We start from the raw sequence: 14,605 nt of genomic DNA, 5'->3' as shown, positions 1-14,605 counted from the left end.
CTCAGACGCCCGTGCTCGCCGGGGACACGTCGTCCGCCCGGCGCCTGCGGACCGCCCAGAACACGGCGGTGCCCGCGACGACGGTCACGCCGACGCCGACGACCCCCGCGAGGCCGCCGGACAGGCGGGCGTTCTCGACGTCCTTGACGCCGTAGTCGGCGAGCGGCGAGTCGGCGGCCGCGTGCTCCTCGACCTTCTCGTCGATGCCCTTGTCGGCGGCGACCTTCTCCAGGCCGTCGGGGTTCGCGGAGGCGTAGAAGCTGACGAAGCCGGCCAGCACGAGGGAGGTGACCAGACCGGTCACCCACAGCGTGCGCCGGGAGGTGCGCGCCGCCGCGGGCGCCGTGCGCGCCTCCTCGGCGGCGGGCGCGTCCACGAGGTCGCCGTTCACCCGCAGCCGCAGCTTCTGCGTGAGGCCGCGCGCGCCATGGACGAGATCCGGTCGGACGGCGATGACGGCGCCCACGGTGAGCGCGGTGATCGTAGCCTCGCCGATGCCGATCAGCACATGCACGCCGACCATCGCGGTGGCGACCTTGCCGATCGGGATGTCGGTGGTCCCGCCGATCCAGTAGATGAGGGTGAAGGCGAGAGCCGCGGCCGGGACGGACAGGAGCGCGGCGGCGAAGGAGGCCCCGGTCACCGAGCGGCGGGTGCGCGGCAGCACCTTCACCAGGCCGCGGAAGACGGCGTACGCGACGACCGTCGTCACACAGGCCATGACGGTGATGTTCACGCCGAGCGCGGTCAGGCCGCCGTCGGCGAAGAGGATGCCCTGCATCAGCAGCACCACGGAGACGCACAGGACCGCTGTACAGGGGCCGACGAGTATCGCGGCCAGCGCTCCGCCCAGGAGATGGCCGCTGGTGCCCGCGGCGACGGGGAAGTTCAGCATCTGCACGGCGAAGATGAACGCCGCGACGAGGCCGGCCAGCGGCGCCGTGCGCTCGTCGAGCTCGCGGCGCGCGCCGCGCAGGGCCACGGCGATGGCGCCTGCGGCGACGACTCCGGCGGCAGCGGAGGTCGGGGCGTCGATGAATCCGTCGGGTACGTGCACCCGACGATGATAGTGGCTTAATGCGAACGGTTCGCAAGAGCGAGGAGCTTGTTACTCGCATCCCGGTGCCGCGTCACTCCCGCACCGTTCCGGCACCGCTTCCATATCGCACATGTGAGATACGCCTGCGACAGGAAGCGTATTCCGCAAAATATGGGACATTGGGAGGGGAGCGGACGCACAGCTTCCGCACAGGTAACGCTGCGTGAGAGGGTCGGCCGATGTCTGTAGTCGAACAGTACGCGCGAGCCCACATCGTCACGGACGCCGATCAGGCCGAGGACGAACGCGAGTCAGTCCCCGTCATCCTGCGCTACGACCCGGAGGACGACCCCCGCGCGGTGCGCGTCGGACTGCCCGACCGCCACGAGTGGACGTTCTCCCGCACCCTCCTCGAACAGGGCCTGCGCGCCCCGACCGGCACCGGCGAGGTGCGGGTGTGGCCGCTGGGGCGCGTACAGGCCGTCGTCGAGTTCCACTCCGCGCAGGGCGTCTCGGTCGTGCAGTTCGAGTCCAAGACGCTGCTGCGGTTCCTGCGCCGCACCTATCTGGCCACGGCGCAGCCGGTGACGCACTAGCCGGACACCCGCTGACCGGGCACCCACTGACGGCCGCGGCTCAGCCGCCCAGCTTCAGCAGCGCCGCCACGATCGGGCCTGCCGTGTCGCCGCCGTGGCCGCCCGCCTGGACGACGCCCGCGGCCGCCAGATCGCCGCGGTAGGCGGTGAACCAGCCGTTGGGCTTGTCCTGGTTGTCGACCTCCGCCGAGCCCGTCTTCGCGCCGTAGTCGGGGCCCAGACCGGACATCGCCTCGGCGGCGGTGCCGGCCGCGGCCGTGTAGTTCATCAGCTCCCGCAGCTGCGACAGCGTCGACGCCGACATCGTGCGCGAGGCCGTCGCCAGCGTGCGGTCGTCCACCGACGGGGCGACCAGATACGGCTGGTGGAAGGTGCCCGCCTTCACGGTGGCGGCGACCGACGCCATGTTCAGCGGGTTCATCCGGACCCCGCCCTGACCGATCAGCGAGGCCGCCATCTGGGCCGCCGACTGCACCGGCACCGAACCGTCGAAGGACGGCACCCCGATGGCCCAGTTGTTCATCGACAGGCCGAACACCTGCTGCGCCTGCTTGGTCAGGCTGTCGTTGCTCAGCTCGGGGGCCTGGCTGATGAAGGCGGTGTTGCAGGAGCGCGCGAAGCTCGCCTTGAACGTGCCGCCGTCGATCTGGAAGTCGTCGTCGTTGTGGAACTTCCAGCCGCCGTAGGTGAACGTCTTCGGACAGGGGTGCACCTTGTCCGCCGAGGCCAGGTCCTTCTCGATGAGCAGCGACGACGTGATGACCTTCATCGTGGAGCCGGGCGCGAGCGAGCCGTTGAACGCGGTGTTGAAGCCCTTGCTCGCGTTGGCGACCGCGAGGATCTCGCCCGTGGAGGGCCGCATCACGACGACCGACGAGCGCGCGGTGGCCGCCACCTGCCGCTCGGCGGCGGCCTGGAGGGTCGGGCTCAGCGTGGTCTTCACCGTGCCCGGCGTGCCCTCGCTGAGCTCCAGCAGCGTCTTGTCGGAGGCCTTCTTCGCCTTGGCCGCCTTGCCGCGGACGACCTGGAGCTCCACGCCCGCCTTGCCGCCGGCCTTCTTGCCGTACTTCTCCCGCAGCCCGTCCAGGACCGTGCCCAGGGAGGGGTACTTGGCGGCCGTCAGCTCGCCGCCGTCCCGGTCGACGGCCTTCACCGGCGGGGTGCCGGCCTCGCCGGTGACGAGCTTGTCGCCGTCCTGCAGATCCGGGTGGACGACGGACGCGTGCCAGTCGACCTGCGCCTTGCCGTTCTTGGAGTTGCGGACGACGGTGAGAGCGCTGGAGTACGTCAGCGGCTTGCTGACGTCCTTGTACTTCACCGTGCCCTTCACCGAGAACGGGATCTTGGTGCCGGTGGCCTTGCCCGCGGTGAGCGTGACACCGGTGATGTGGGCGTCCTTGGTGTAGCCGGTCAGCAGGGCGGTGGCGGCCGTCGAGTCGTCCGTGGCGGCGGCCGCCTGGGCGACCTTCCCCTGCTGCCACGACGTCAGGAACTGCGTGGCGGCGGTCTTCGCCTCGGTCGCCGAGGGCGCGTCGGCCCTGACTCTCGGCACCTGGCGGCCGTTGGCCGCCGCGGCCGAGCCCTCGTCGGCGGCCGCCCCGCCCGCGTACAGCGCGTAGACGCCGAAGCCGGCCCCGCCGACCACGACGGCGATCATGCCGCCGGCCACGGCGGGACGCCGCTTCTTGCGCTGCTCTTCGACACGCCTTCTCTTGCCCACTGCCAGATCCTCCGGATCCCCAGGGGCTCTCCCCCCAGCCCCGCTGCCCTCGTTGCCCTCACTGACCCCAACGACGGCAACCACACTAGAGTCCCGTCCTGTGCGGGTGACGTCACGTGTGACGTCAGCCACCCTTGTGCCGGTTCAGGCCACGCCCGTTCCGGGTCACCCCGCCTGCAGCACCTGCACCACGATCGGGCCGGACGCGTCGACGCCGTGGCCGCCGCCCTGGGTCAGTGCGGCCGCGGCGATGTCGTTGCGGTACCCGGTGAACCAACTGTCGGACGTGGCCTTCCCGTCGACCTCGGCGGAGCCGGTCTTCGCGCCGATCCTGCCGCTCAGCCCGGCCATCACCTCGGCGGCGGTGCCGCTGGTCGCGGTCCGGTTCATCATCGAGCGCAGCTGCTGCACGGTGCTCGACGACAGTCCGCTCGCCTTGGCCGGAGTGCGGTCGTCGAGGCTCAGCGGCACGATCACCGGCTGTCGGAAGGCGCCCGTCATCGCGGTCGCTGTGACGGAGGCCATGTTCAGCGGGTTCATCTGGACCTTGCCCTGACCGATCAGGCCGGCCGCGGTGTCCGGGCCGCCGGCGGCCGGGACGGAGCCGTCGAAGGACGGGATGCCGGTCTGCCAGTCGAGGCCGATCCCGAAGCGGTCGCGGGCCTCATTGGTCAGCGAGTCGACCTTCACCTCGTCCGCGAACTTCACGAACGCCGTGTTGCAGGAGCGGGCGAAGCTCTCGGAGAGCGTCGCGTTCTCGTTCGGCTTCATGCCCGTGATGTTCTGGAAGGTCTGACTCTCCGACACGGCCGACGACGGACAGGGCGCCGGTCCGTTCGCGGTGGTGAGCCCGTTGTCGATGAGGGTGGCCGAGCTGATGATCTTCATGGTGGAGCCGGGCGCCACCTCGCCCAGGAACGCGGCGTTGAAGCCGTCCGTCCGGTTGTTGGCGACCGCGAGCACCTCGCCGGTGGTCGGCTTGACGGCCACCACCGACGACTGGGCGTACCTCTTCACGGCCTTCTCCGCGGCCGCCTGCACGCCCGCGCTGAGGGTGGTGGGCAGCTTGCCCGCCTTGCCCTCGGCGAGGGTCAGCAGGGGCGTGTCCGCGGTGTCCGTCGTGGCGTGTCTGATGGCCAGCTCGACGCCGGCGGTGCCGCCCGCCTTGTCGCCGTACTTGGCGCGCAGCTCGTCCAGGATCGGTCCCAGGGAGGGGTACTTCTCCTTCGTCAGCACCGTGCCGTCCCGGTCCACGGCCTCGATCGGCGGCGCCGACGACGCGCCCGTGACCAGCGTGTCGTCCATGCTCTTCAGCTCGGGATGGACGACCGACGGCTCCCAGTCCACCAGCGCCTTCCCGGTGGTGACGCCCCGCACGACCGTCAACTCGCTCTTGTAGACGAGCGGTTTGGACTTCCCCTCGTACGACACCGTCGCCCGCACACTGAACGGCACGCTGTCGCCGACGGCCGCGCCCGGTGTGATCTTCACCCCGGTGATGTGCGCGGCCTGGCCGTACGAGGTCAGCAGCGGCTCGGCCTTCGCCGCGTTGTTGGTGAGCTGGGCGGCGGCCGCGGCCTGCCCCTGCTCCCAGGCCGTGAAGAACTTGGTGCTGGTGTCCTTGACCTCGGAACCGCTCGGCGGCCCGGTCTTCACCACCACCGGCTCGCTCGATCCCGCCGTGCCCCCGCCCCCGCCGCCCCCGTTCAGCGCGTTGACGATGTTGAAGGCGCCGTACCCGGCTCCGCCCACCATCACGGCGAAGACCGAGCCGACTATGACTGCCTTGGCCCCCTTGCGCATGCTGTGCACCCTCCCCGTTGGCGCCCTCCCCGCCCTGGGCGGGGACGGGCGTTTCTGAACACGTTCAGAAAGTACTGTCCGGGCTCACAGTAAGCGGAAAGAGTGGCGACAGGGGCAGCAGTTTCCTCAATCGTTAGACCCATGTGTCCAGCCACATACGTGACCGCCAGTCATCGATCGGGATCGCCTGGCCCGTGTAGAGCTGCCAGAAATAGATGAAGTTCCAGGCGATGAGCAGGACGAGGACTCCTGCGCCTGTTGCTCCTGCGACCCGGCGGGTGTCCGTCGAACCCGGTGGGCCGACCAGCGCGCCGATCATCATCGCCACCGCCAGGCAGAGGAAGGGCAGGAAGACGACGGCGTAGAAGAGGAAGATCGTGCGTTCCTGGTACATGAACCAGGGCAGGTAGCCGGCCGCGATGCCGCAGGCGATCGCGCCCGCGCGCCAGTCGCGGCGGAAGAACCAGCGCCACAGCACGAACAGGATCGCGAAGCAGGCCGCCCACCACAGCAGCGGGGTGCCGATCGCCAGGACCTCGCGGGCGCACTTCTCGCCCGCGTCGGTCGGGCAGCCGTCGACGCCCGGGGCGGGGGACTCGTAGAAGTACGAGACCGGGCGGCCCAGGACGAGCCAGCTCCACGGGTTCGACTGGTAGGTGTGCGGCGAGGTCAGGTGGGTGTGGAACTCGTACACCTCGTGCTCGTAGTGCCACAGGCTGCGCAGCCAGTCCGGGAGCCAGGTCCAGTTGCCGCCCTCGCCGTCGGTGGCCGCCCAGTTGCGGTAGTAGCCGCCGGAGCCGTCGGCCGAGGAGCGGATCCAGCCCGTCCACGACACCAGGTAGACGGCCAGCGCGACCGGGACCGTGGACAGGAACGCAAGCGGCGTGTCCCGCTTCAGCACCGCCAGGTACGGGTGCTGGGCGCCCGCCACCTTGCGCGAGCCGACGTCCCACAACACCGCCATCAGGCAGAACGCGACCAGGATGTAGAGGCCGTTCCACTTCGTGCCGATGGCCAGGCCCAGCATCACGCCCGCGCCCCAGCGCCAGGGCCGCCAGCCGATGCGGGTGGTCTCGGCGAGGTGCGCGTCGGGGCGGTAGCGGCCGTCCACGTCCGGCGGGAGCGCGGCGGCCAGTTTCCGGCGCGCCCAGTCCCGGTCGGCCACCAGGCAGCCGAACGCGCCCAGCACGAAGAACATCAGCACCCCGTCGAGCAGCGCGGTGCGGCTCATCACGAAGTGCAGCCCGTCGACCGCCATCAGCGCGCCCGCGAGGCAGCCGAGGAAGGTGGAGCGGAAGATCCGGCGGCCGATCCGGCACAGCAGCAGCACGGAGAGGGTGCCGAGGACGGCCGTCATGAAGCGCCAGCCGAACGGATCGAACCCGAAGATCAGCTCGCCGAGCCCGATGACGTACTTGCCGACCGGCGGATGCACCACATAGGCCGCGTCCGTCGGGATCGAGACCTCGCCGCCCTTGGCGAGGAGGGCGTCGGTGGTCTTGGGCCAGTTGACCTCGAATCCGCGGTGGACGACCGCCCACGCGTCCTTGGCGTAGTACGTCTCGTCGAATATCACCTTCTTCGGGCTGCCCAGGTGCCAGAACCTGATCACGCCCGCCAGCAGCGTGACCAGCAGCGGGCCGCCCCAGGAGGACCAGCGCGCGATCCGCTCCGCCCACGCGTGCGGGATGCCGAGCGCCTGCCACAACCGCGGGCTGGGCTGCGCGAACGGTGGCACCAGCCGCTCCCGGACGTCGGCGGAGGGCTCCGCCGTGTATCCGAAACGCCGCAGCCGCTGCTGCCATGTCGGCCGCTGATCGTGCGGCGGCCGGCCCGGCCGGTAGTCCGTGGAGTCCGTGGAGGACGCGGTACTGGTCACCGCGCCATCGTAGGGAACACGGCTGTGTGAGTCCCGTGTCCGTCCCCCTGGGAGGATGGAAACGTGACAGCCATGCCCCGAACCACGCCCGGAACCCAGCCCGGAGTCCTCGTCCTCGCCGGGACGCCCATCGGCGACGTCTCCGACGCCCCGCCCCGCCTCGCCGAGGAGCTGACCGGCGCCGACGTGATCGCCGCCGAGGACACGCGCCGGCTGCGGCGGCTGACCCAGGCGCTGGGCGTGACGCCCAAGGGCCGGGTGGTGTCGTACTTCGAGGGCAACGAGTCCGCCCGCACGCCCGAGCTGGTCGAGGAACTCGTCGCCGGCAAGCGGGTGTTGCTCGTCACCGACGCCGGGATGCCGTCCGTCTCCGACCCCGGGTACCGGCTGGTCGCGGCGGCCGTGGAGCAGGACATCAAGGTCACGGCCGTCCCCGGCCCGTCCGCGGTGCTCACCGCGCTGGCGCTGTCCGGGCTGCCGGTCGACCGGTTCTGCTTCGAGGGGTTCCTGCCGCGGAAGGCGGGCGAGCGGCTGTCGCGGCTGCGCGAGGTCGCCGAGGAGCGCCGGACGCTGGTCTACTTCGAGGCCCCCCACCGGCTGGACGACACCCTCGCCGCGATGGCCGAGGTGTTCGGCGCGGACCGGCGGGCCGCCGTGTGCCGTGAGCTGACCAAGACCTACGAGGAGATCAAGCGCGGGCCGCTCGGCGAGCTCGCGGAGTGGGCCGCGCAGGGCGTGCGCGGCGAGATCACCGTCGTCGTCACCGGGGCTCCCGAGCGCGGGCCCGAGGAGCTCGACGCGGCGGAGCTGGTGCGGCGGGTGCGGGTGCGCGAGGAGGCGGGCGAGCGCCGCAAGGAGGCCATCGTGGCGGTGGCGGCGGAGGCCGGTCTGCCCAAGCGGGAGGTGTTCGACGCGGTGGTCGCGGCGAAGAACGCCGGGGCTCTGTGACGGCTGTCACCGCCGGGTCATGAAGGGGCTCACACCCGGCGCACACCCCCTCTGAGCAGGGCGCATGTCGTCTGAGCGTGCGCCCCATGTGCGGGCAAAGGACTGTCACCGAAGGCAAAGCCCACCCCCCTGTGCGAGGCCTCTTCGGCAAGGGAAGCCCAAATCGCCTCCAACAGTGCACAGGCCTGCTGCGTTCACCCGGGCCGAGGAGTCCACTGGGTGACGGGGACGGCACCCGTCCCTCGCTTCCACAGGAGCTGGCATGAGTGAGATCACAGGGCAGACCGGCCTCCGCAGCGGCGCGAGCGCCGTCGTCAACGAGTCGTACTCCTTCGCGTGCATGCGCTGCGGACACGGCTGGGAGCAGTCGTACGAGATAGAGCACCACACCGACGCCGACGGCCACCAGTTCGTTCTCTACGTGGCGAACGGCCGCGTCGTGCCGTCGCCGCTGAGCCGGCCCGCGTGCCAGAACTGCGAGGGGCACGTCGTGCGGATCATGCGGGCGGGGCAGGTGTCATCGGTGCAGAGCGCTGCCCGGCAGCGCACGGTGCCCCCGGCCCGTCCGGTCGCCGAGCCGGTCACGGCGGCGACCGAGGAGCGGTCCGGGGAGCAGTCCGAGGACCGGCCCGGGGAGCACCACCACTGGCATCTGTCGGACCTGCTGCATCCGTTCCGCAAGGCCGGCTGAGGGCTCCGCCGGACGGGCCGTGCTTGCCCGCGGCTCCGTCGTGGCTGGTCGCGCAGTTCCCCGCGCCCCTTTGGGGCGCTGGTCCTTGCGCCTTCGTAGGATCGGGGTATGTCTTCGTACTCCGACAAGAACGACGCGCCGCCGCTTCCGGCTCCCCTCGGGGTGGCGGTCGCCGACTCCCACACGCACCTCGACATGCAGTCGGGGACGGTGGAGGAGGCTCTGGCGAAGGCCGCGTCGGTCGGGGTGACGACGGTCGTCCAGGTCGGCTGTGACGTACGGGGCTCCCGGTGGGCGGCCGAGACGGCGGCGGCGCACGACAACGTGCACGCCGCCGTCGCCCTGCATCCGAACGAGGCTCCGCGCATCGTGCACGGCGACCCCGACGGCTGGTCCCGGCAGAGCGCGCGCGAGCCGGGCGGCTCCGGGGCGCTCGAACAGGCGCTCGCCGAGATCGACCGCCTGGCCGCGCTTCCGCACGTCAAGGGCGTCGGCGAGACGGGACTCGACTACTTCCGCACCGGCCCCGAGGGCAAGGAGGCGCAGGAGGACTCCTTCCGCGCCCACATCGAGATCGCCAAGCGGCACGGCAAGGCCCTGGTCATCCACGACCGGGACGCGCACGCGGACGTCCTGCGCGTCCTGAAGGAGGAGGGCGCCCCGGAGCGCACCGTCTTCCACTGCTACTCCGGCGACGCCGAGATGGCCGAGATCTGCGCCCGCGCCGGGTACTTCATGTCCTTCGCCGGCAACGTCACCTTCAAGAACGCCCAGAGCCTCCGGGACGCCGTGGCCGTGGCCCCGCTTGAGCTGCTCCTGGTGGAGACCGACGCCCCGTTCCTGACCCCGGCGCCCTACCGCGGACGGCCGAACGCCCCGTATCTCATTCCGGTCACGGTGCGCGCCATGGCCGCCGTCCGGGGTCTCGACGAGGACGCCCTGGCCACCGCACTCGCCGTCAACACGGCACGCGCGTTCGGCTACTGACCCCGACGCGACCAGCTCGAACACAACTCTCGGTAGCCGCGCCACTTTGGAGAGTGACCGCCACTCCGCTAGGTTCTGGGGGCCCGATCCGGACCCCACTCCTGGAGCGTGTCGGCGTGAGCAATTCCCAGCACCTCGAGTACGAGCCGTACGGCGGTGACGGGCCGTACGTGGACCTGCACAACGCCGAGACGGTCGCCTACGGCGTGTACGCGGCCCCCGGGACGTACGACGACACCTACCGGCCCGCGTACGAGGAGCAGTTCGGGGTGTACGCGGCCGGTGACGCCGGTGAAGCGCCGCCCCGGCCGCCGGAGGCGTTCCAGCCGCCCGAGACGCTCCAGCTGTCCGAGACGCTCCAGCTGTCCGAGCCGCTGTTTCCGCGGCAGAGCACGGGTCCGGGCGGGGGAGGCCGGGCCGCGCGCCGGCGCAGGACGCGCTCCGCCGAGCGCCCGGAGTCCACGATGCGCCGACTGCTTCCGCAGGCGCTCGTCGTCGCCTTCCTGGCCGGCGGCACCACCGCGTTCGTCGCCGAGGACAAGGCGGTCGAGCTGTCCGTCGACGGCAAGCCGCGCGCCCTGCACACCTTCGCCGACGACGTGACCGAACTCCTCGCCGAGGAGGGCGTGCAGGTGGGCGAGCACGACGTGGTGGCCCCCGCCCCCGGCACGGCCCTCGCCAGCGGCGACGAGATCGCGGTGCGTTACGGGCGGCCCGTCCGGCTCACCCTGGACGGCCGGCGGCACGAGCTGTGGACGACCGCGGACACGGTGGAGGAGGCGCTCCAGCAGCTGGGGGTGCGTGCGCAGGGCGCGTACATGTCCGTCTCGCGCTCCCAGCCCATCGGGCGCGCGGGGCTCGCGCTGGACGTGCGCACCGAGCGCTCCGTCACGGTGATGGCCGACGGCCGGGCCCGCACCGTCCGCACCAACGCGGCGACCGTGCAGGAGGCCGTGCAGGCGGCCGGGATCACCCTGCGCGGGCAGGACGCCACGTCGGTGGCGCCCGGCAGCTTCCCGCGCGACGGACAGACGGTCACCGTGCTGCGGATCACCGGCGCCGAGGAGGTGCGGGAGGAGCAGATCCCGTTCGAGGTGCGCCGCGCCGAGGACGCCTCGCTGTTCAAGGGCACGGAGGTGGTCGAGCGGGCCGGGCAGCCCGGGCTGCGGCGGATCACGTACTCCCTGCGCACGGTCAACGGCGTACGGCAGAAGCCGAGGCGGATCCGGGACGAGGTCGTGCGCGAGCCGCGCGCGCAGGTGGTGAAGGTCGGCACGAAGCCACTGCCGAAGTCCGTGCAGGGGGCCGACGGTCTGGACTGGCAGGGGCTCGCGGTCTGCGAGTCGGGCGGCCGGCCGAACGCCGTCGACCCCTCGGGCACGTATGGCGGGCTGTACCAGTTCGACACCCGTACCTGGCAGAGCCTCGGCGGCAGCGGCCGCCCCCAGGACGCACCGGCGGCGGAGCAGACGTCGCGTGCCAAGAAGCTGTACGTGCGACGCGGGGCGAGCCCCTGGCCGCACTGCGGGAAGCGGCTGCACGGGTGAGGGACGGGAGGCGACCGTGCGGCCCCGTACCCTTGTCCCGTGAGTACCAGCCCCGCCCCCGACGCCCTTCTGGGCCCCGCCGACATCCGTGAGCTGGCGGCCGTCCTCGGCGTGCGGCCCACCAAGCAGCGCGGCCAGAACTTCGTGATCGACGCAAACACGGTCCGCCGGATCGTCCGCACCGCGGGGGTCCGGCCCGACGACGTGGTCGTCGAGGTCGGCCCGGGGCTCGGCTCCCTCACCCTCGCGCTGCTGGAGGCCGCCGACCGGGTCACGGCCGTCGAGATCGACGACGTCCTGGCGAGCGCGCTCCCCGCCACGATCGCGGCGCGCATGCCGCAGCGCGCGGAGCGCTTCGCACTGGTGCACTCCGACGCGATGCAGGTGACCGAGCTGCCGGGGCTCGCGCCGACCGCGCTGGTCGCGAACCTGCCGTACAACGTGGCCGTGCCCGTGCTGCTGCACATGCTGGAGACGTTCCCGAGCATCGAGCGGACCCTCGTCATGGTCCAGTCGGAGGTCGCCGACCGGCTCGCCGCCGGGCCCGGCTCGAAGGTGTACGGCGTGCCGTCGGTCAAGGCGAACTGGTACGCGGAGGTCAAGCGGGCCGGTGCGATCGGCCGCAACGTGTTCTGGCCCGCGCCGAACGTCGACAGCGGGCTGGTGTCGCTGGTGCGGCGGGCCGAGCCGATCAAGACCTCGGCGTCGAGGCGCGAGGTCTTCGCCGTCGTCGACGCGGCGTTCGCCCAGCGCCGCAAGACCCTGCGGGCCGCGCTCGCCGGGTGGGCGGGCTCCGCCGCGCTGGCGGAGGCGGCCCTCGTGGCGGCCGGCGTCTCTCCGCAGGCCCGCGGGGAGGCCCTCTCGGTCGAGGAGTTCGCCGCCATCGCCGAGAACAAGCAGAAGGACTCCGAGTGAGCGTCACCGTACGGGTGCCCGCCAAGGTCAATGTGCAGCTCGCGGTGGGCGCCGCCCGCGCGGACGGCTTCCACGACCTGGCGAACGTCTTCCTCGCGGTCGGTCTGTACGACGAGGTCACCGTGACCCCGGCCGCCGAACTGCGCGTCACCTGCGAGGGCCCGGACGCGGACCAGGTCCCCCTGGACGTCACGAACCTGGCGGCGCGGGCCGCGATCGCGCTGGCCGAGCGCTACGGCCGCGAGGCCGATGTGCACCTCCACATCGCCAAGGACATCCCCGTGGCCGGGGGCATGGCGGGCGGCAGCGCGGACGGCGCGGGCGCGCTGGTCGCCTGCGACGCGCTGTGGGGCACGGGCGCCTCCCAGGACGAACTCCTGGAGATCTGCGCCGAGTTGGGCAGCGACGTGCCGTTCAGCCTGGTCGGCGGCGCCGCCCTCGGCACCGGGCGCGGCGAGAAGCTGACGGCGCTGGAGGTCGGCGGCGCCTTCCACTGGGTGTTCGCGATGGCCGAGCGGGGGCTGTCGACGCCGGCGGTGTTCCGGGAGTTCGACCGGCTGGCGGAGGGCCGGGACATCCCCGAGCCGATCGCCTCGCGCGATCTTCTCGACGCCCTCGCCAAGGGCGACCCCGACGCCCTCGCGGCCACCCTCTCCAACGAGTTGCAGCCCGCCGCGCTGTCCCTCTTCCCCGAACTCGCCGACACCCTCGCCGCGGGCCGTGCGGCCGGCGCCCTCGCCACCCTCGTCTCCGGCTCGGGCCCGACCACCGCCCACCTCGCCCGCGATGCCGCCTCCGCGGCGAAGATCGCGGAAGCGCTGACCGTCTCGGGCACCTGCAGGAGCGTGCGCGTGGCGTCGGGCCCGGCACCGGGCGCGACGGTGATCGAGGGCGGCCCCCGGTAATTCGGCTGCCCCGAAGGGCCTGCGCGTCCTAGGATCCCCCGGCTGTCGGTCCGTTGAGAGGACCGGCGTGGGGGAGGTGGGCGCATGGGGTCGGTCGAGCTCGTCGCGGCTGTTCGGCGGGGGGACGCGGACGCGGTGCGGGAGTTGCTGGACGACGGGGGCGACCCCGAGCATTGCGACCCCGCGGACGGTGTTCCGCTGCTCTGCCTGGCCGTGGCCGCGTACGACGAACCGGTCGCCGAGGCGCTGATGGACGCCGGGGCCGATCCGCTGCGCCCGCTGGACGGGGTGCCGGGCGGGGATCCGGGACTGCCCGGCGGCGACACCGCGCTGACCCGGGCGGTGGACGGCGGCTCGTCCACGATGAGCGCTCGGCTGCTGCCGGAGCCCGTGCTCCTCGACGCCGACGCCCGCGCCGCACTGCTCGCCCGCGCCCAGTACTGGGCCGAGGCCGACATCGAGGCCGAGCTGCGCCGCAGCACGGGCGCGGACGGGCCGGTCGCACGGCGGCGGGTGTGGGAGGAGCCCCTGCGCACCTCCTGCTACGAGAGCTTCTCGCTCGGCGGCCGGACCGTGTGGGACGGCCATCTCGGCGTCCTGACCGTGCTGGAGGAGCGCTTCCGGATGCCGGTGCCGTTCGACGAGCTGCTCGCGCGGGCGCTGACCCGTCCGGACCGGGACCACGGGGTCTGGACCGATGTGGTGATCCGCCTCGCCGGCTGTCTGGGGGCCGAGGACTGGGCAGCCGCCGAGGCGCTGCGCGATCATCCCGACCGGCTGCGCCGGCTCTTCGCCGCGGATGTGCTGCGGTGCCTCGTCATCGGGTTCGGCGGGATGTTCCCGCGGTCCTCGACGGTGGTCGAGAAGGAGGCGTCCGAGGTGTTCCTGCCCTGGGCCCGGGAGGAGCGGGACCCCGAGGTGCTCGCCCAGGTGCTGAGCGGGCTGAGCGAGGAGTCGGGGGGCTCGGACCGCTCCGACGAGGTCGACGCCGTCGGGCTGTCGTACGTCGGGCATCCGGATCCGCGGGTGCGGCGCGAGGCGATCGAGACCCTGCGCTACGAGCTCACGGCCATGCCCCGGCACAAGCTGGACGCCGTGTACGCGTTGGCGCGGGACCCCGATCCCGCCGTGCGCGAGCGCGCGGCCTACTGGCTGACGCACTGTCGCGGGGAGGCGCCCGGGCTCACCGACGTGCTCGCCGGACTCGGCGACGACGAACTGCGCAAGACCCGGGTGCACGCCGCCCGCGGGCTCGCGCTGCGCGGTGATCCGCGCTGTGCGGAGGCCGCGCGCCGACTGCGACCGCTCGATGCCGAAAGGTGGCCGGATGCAGACCTTGTGGATGCGATGTGGAGGTACGAGCGGGGCGAGGTGAAGGGCTCGGGGAGGGTGTGAGGAATGCGTTTGACCTGCATAGTTATACGTTCGGAGGTGTAACCCACGTCACGGAAACTCGATGTTCGACATGGTCTCCATGGTCCCTTTCGCGCCGTCTGTGTCTCAGGGGCGGATGGCATGATCAGCCAACCCCCGTCTGCTGTTACCGGCGGTACCGCGTGTGCGCGCCCTGTTCGC

Annotated in this window: 12 protein-coding genes; 8 read left to right on the top strand and 4 right to left on the bottom strand. The window is 72.1% G+C overall.

Translation table 11 applies throughout. From position 1 onward, the window contains the following. Window position 1 precedes the first annotated feature (1 nt). Window positions 2–1,057, bottom strand: coding sequence for an energy-coupling factor ABC transporter permease (locus ABZ725_RS16675; RefSeq protein WP_358803389.1), 1,056 nt, complete (start codon window positions 1,055–1,057; stop codon window positions 2–4). Window positions 1,058–1,278: 221 nt separating this feature from the next. Here ABZ725_RS16675 and ABZ725_RS16670 point away from each other — a divergent pair, with 221 nt between their 5' ends. After that, entirely contained in the window at window positions 1,279–1,635 is a 357-nt protein-coding gene (locus tag ABZ725_RS16670) for an SsgA family sporulation/cell division regulator (RefSeq protein ID WP_351914398.1), read from the top strand. Window positions 1,636–1,675: 40 nt separating this feature from the next. Here the strand turns inward: ABZ725_RS16670 and ABZ725_RS16665 are convergent, their stop codons facing one another. From ABZ725_RS16665 to ABZ725_RS16655, 3 genes are all read right to left on the bottom strand, one after another. Further along, window positions 1,676–3,355, bottom strand: coding sequence for a penicillin-binding transpeptidase domain-containing protein (locus tag ABZ725_RS16665; protein WP_358803388.1), 1,680 nt, complete (start codon window positions 3,353–3,355; stop codon window positions 1,676–1,678). 165 nt (window positions 3,356–3,520) lie between these two features. After that, complete coding sequence (locus ABZ725_RS16660; RefSeq protein ID WP_358803387.1) at window positions 3,521–5,158, bottom strand: penicillin-binding transpeptidase domain-containing protein; 1,638 nt, start codon at window positions 5,156–5,158, stop codon at window positions 3,521–3,523. A 133-nt stretch (window positions 5,159–5,291) separates the two neighbouring features. After that, window positions 5,292–7,037 (bottom strand): phospholipid carrier-dependent glycosyltransferase, encoded by a 1,746-nt coding sequence (locus ABZ725_RS16655; protein WP_358803386.1) that lies wholly within the window; start codon window positions 7,035–7,037, stop codon window positions 5,292–5,294. A 72-nt stretch (window positions 7,038–7,109) separates the two neighbouring features. On the opposite strand from ABZ725_RS16655, the gene rsmI reads away from it, so the two are divergent. The 7 genes from rsmI (at window position 7,110) to ABZ725_RS16620 (ending at window position 14,425) form a co-directional block, all read left to right on the top strand. Next, window positions 7,110–7,985: a 16S rRNA (cytidine(1402)-2'-O)-methyltransferase gene (gene rsmI, locus ABZ725_RS16650; protein WP_358803385.1), complete on the top strand. Its 876-nt coding sequence runs from the start codon at window positions 7,110–7,112 to the stop codon at window positions 7,983–7,985. A 262-nt stretch (window positions 7,986–8,247) separates the two neighbouring features. Then, entirely contained in the window at window positions 8,248–8,676 is a 429-nt protein-coding gene (locus tag ABZ725_RS16645) for a hypothetical protein (protein ID WP_358803384.1), read from the top strand. Between the two features lie 108 nt (window positions 8,677–8,784). Then, complete coding sequence (locus ABZ725_RS16640; RefSeq protein ID WP_351914410.1) at window positions 8,785–9,663, top strand: TatD family hydrolase; 879 nt, start codon at window positions 8,785–8,787, stop codon at window positions 9,661–9,663. Window positions 9,664–9,779: 116 nt separating this feature from the next. Then, complete coding sequence (locus ABZ725_RS16635; protein ID WP_358803383.1) at window positions 9,780–11,210, top strand: ubiquitin-like domain-containing protein; 1,431 nt, start codon at window positions 9,780–9,782, stop codon at window positions 11,208–11,210. Window positions 11,211–11,249: 39 nt separating this feature from the next. Further along, window positions 11,250–12,125 carry a 16S rRNA (adenine(1518)-N(6)/adenine(1519)-N(6))-dimethyltransferase RsmA gene (rsmA, locus tag ABZ725_RS16630; RefSeq protein ID WP_358803382.1) on the top strand — a complete coding sequence of 292 codons (876 nt, stop codon included), beginning with the start codon at window positions 11,250–11,252 and terminating at the stop codon, window positions 12,123–12,125. Continuing rightward, window positions 12,122–13,030 (top strand): 4-(cytidine 5'-diphospho)-2-C-methyl-D-erythritol kinase, encoded by a 909-nt coding sequence (locus tag ABZ725_RS16625; protein ID WP_358803381.1) that lies wholly within the window; start codon window positions 12,122–12,124, stop codon window positions 13,028–13,030. The genes rsmA and ABZ725_RS16625 overlap by 4 nt, the downstream gene beginning before the upstream one ends. A gap of 84 nt (window positions 13,031–13,114) precedes the next feature. Beyond that, entirely contained in the window at window positions 13,115–14,425 is a 1,311-nt protein-coding gene (locus ABZ725_RS16620; RefSeq protein ID WP_358803380.1) for a hypothetical protein, read from the top strand. The last annotated feature ends 180 nt before the right edge of the window (window positions 14,426–14,605 follow it).

It is taken from the genome of Streptomyces sp. NPDC006872, assembly GCF_040635845.1.
Classification (GTDB): Bacteria; Actinomycetota; Actinomycetes; order Streptomycetales; family Streptomycetaceae; genus Streptomyces.
Note: the sequence above shows the minus strand (reverse complement) of the source record. Positions and strands in the feature narration are given on the sequence as shown.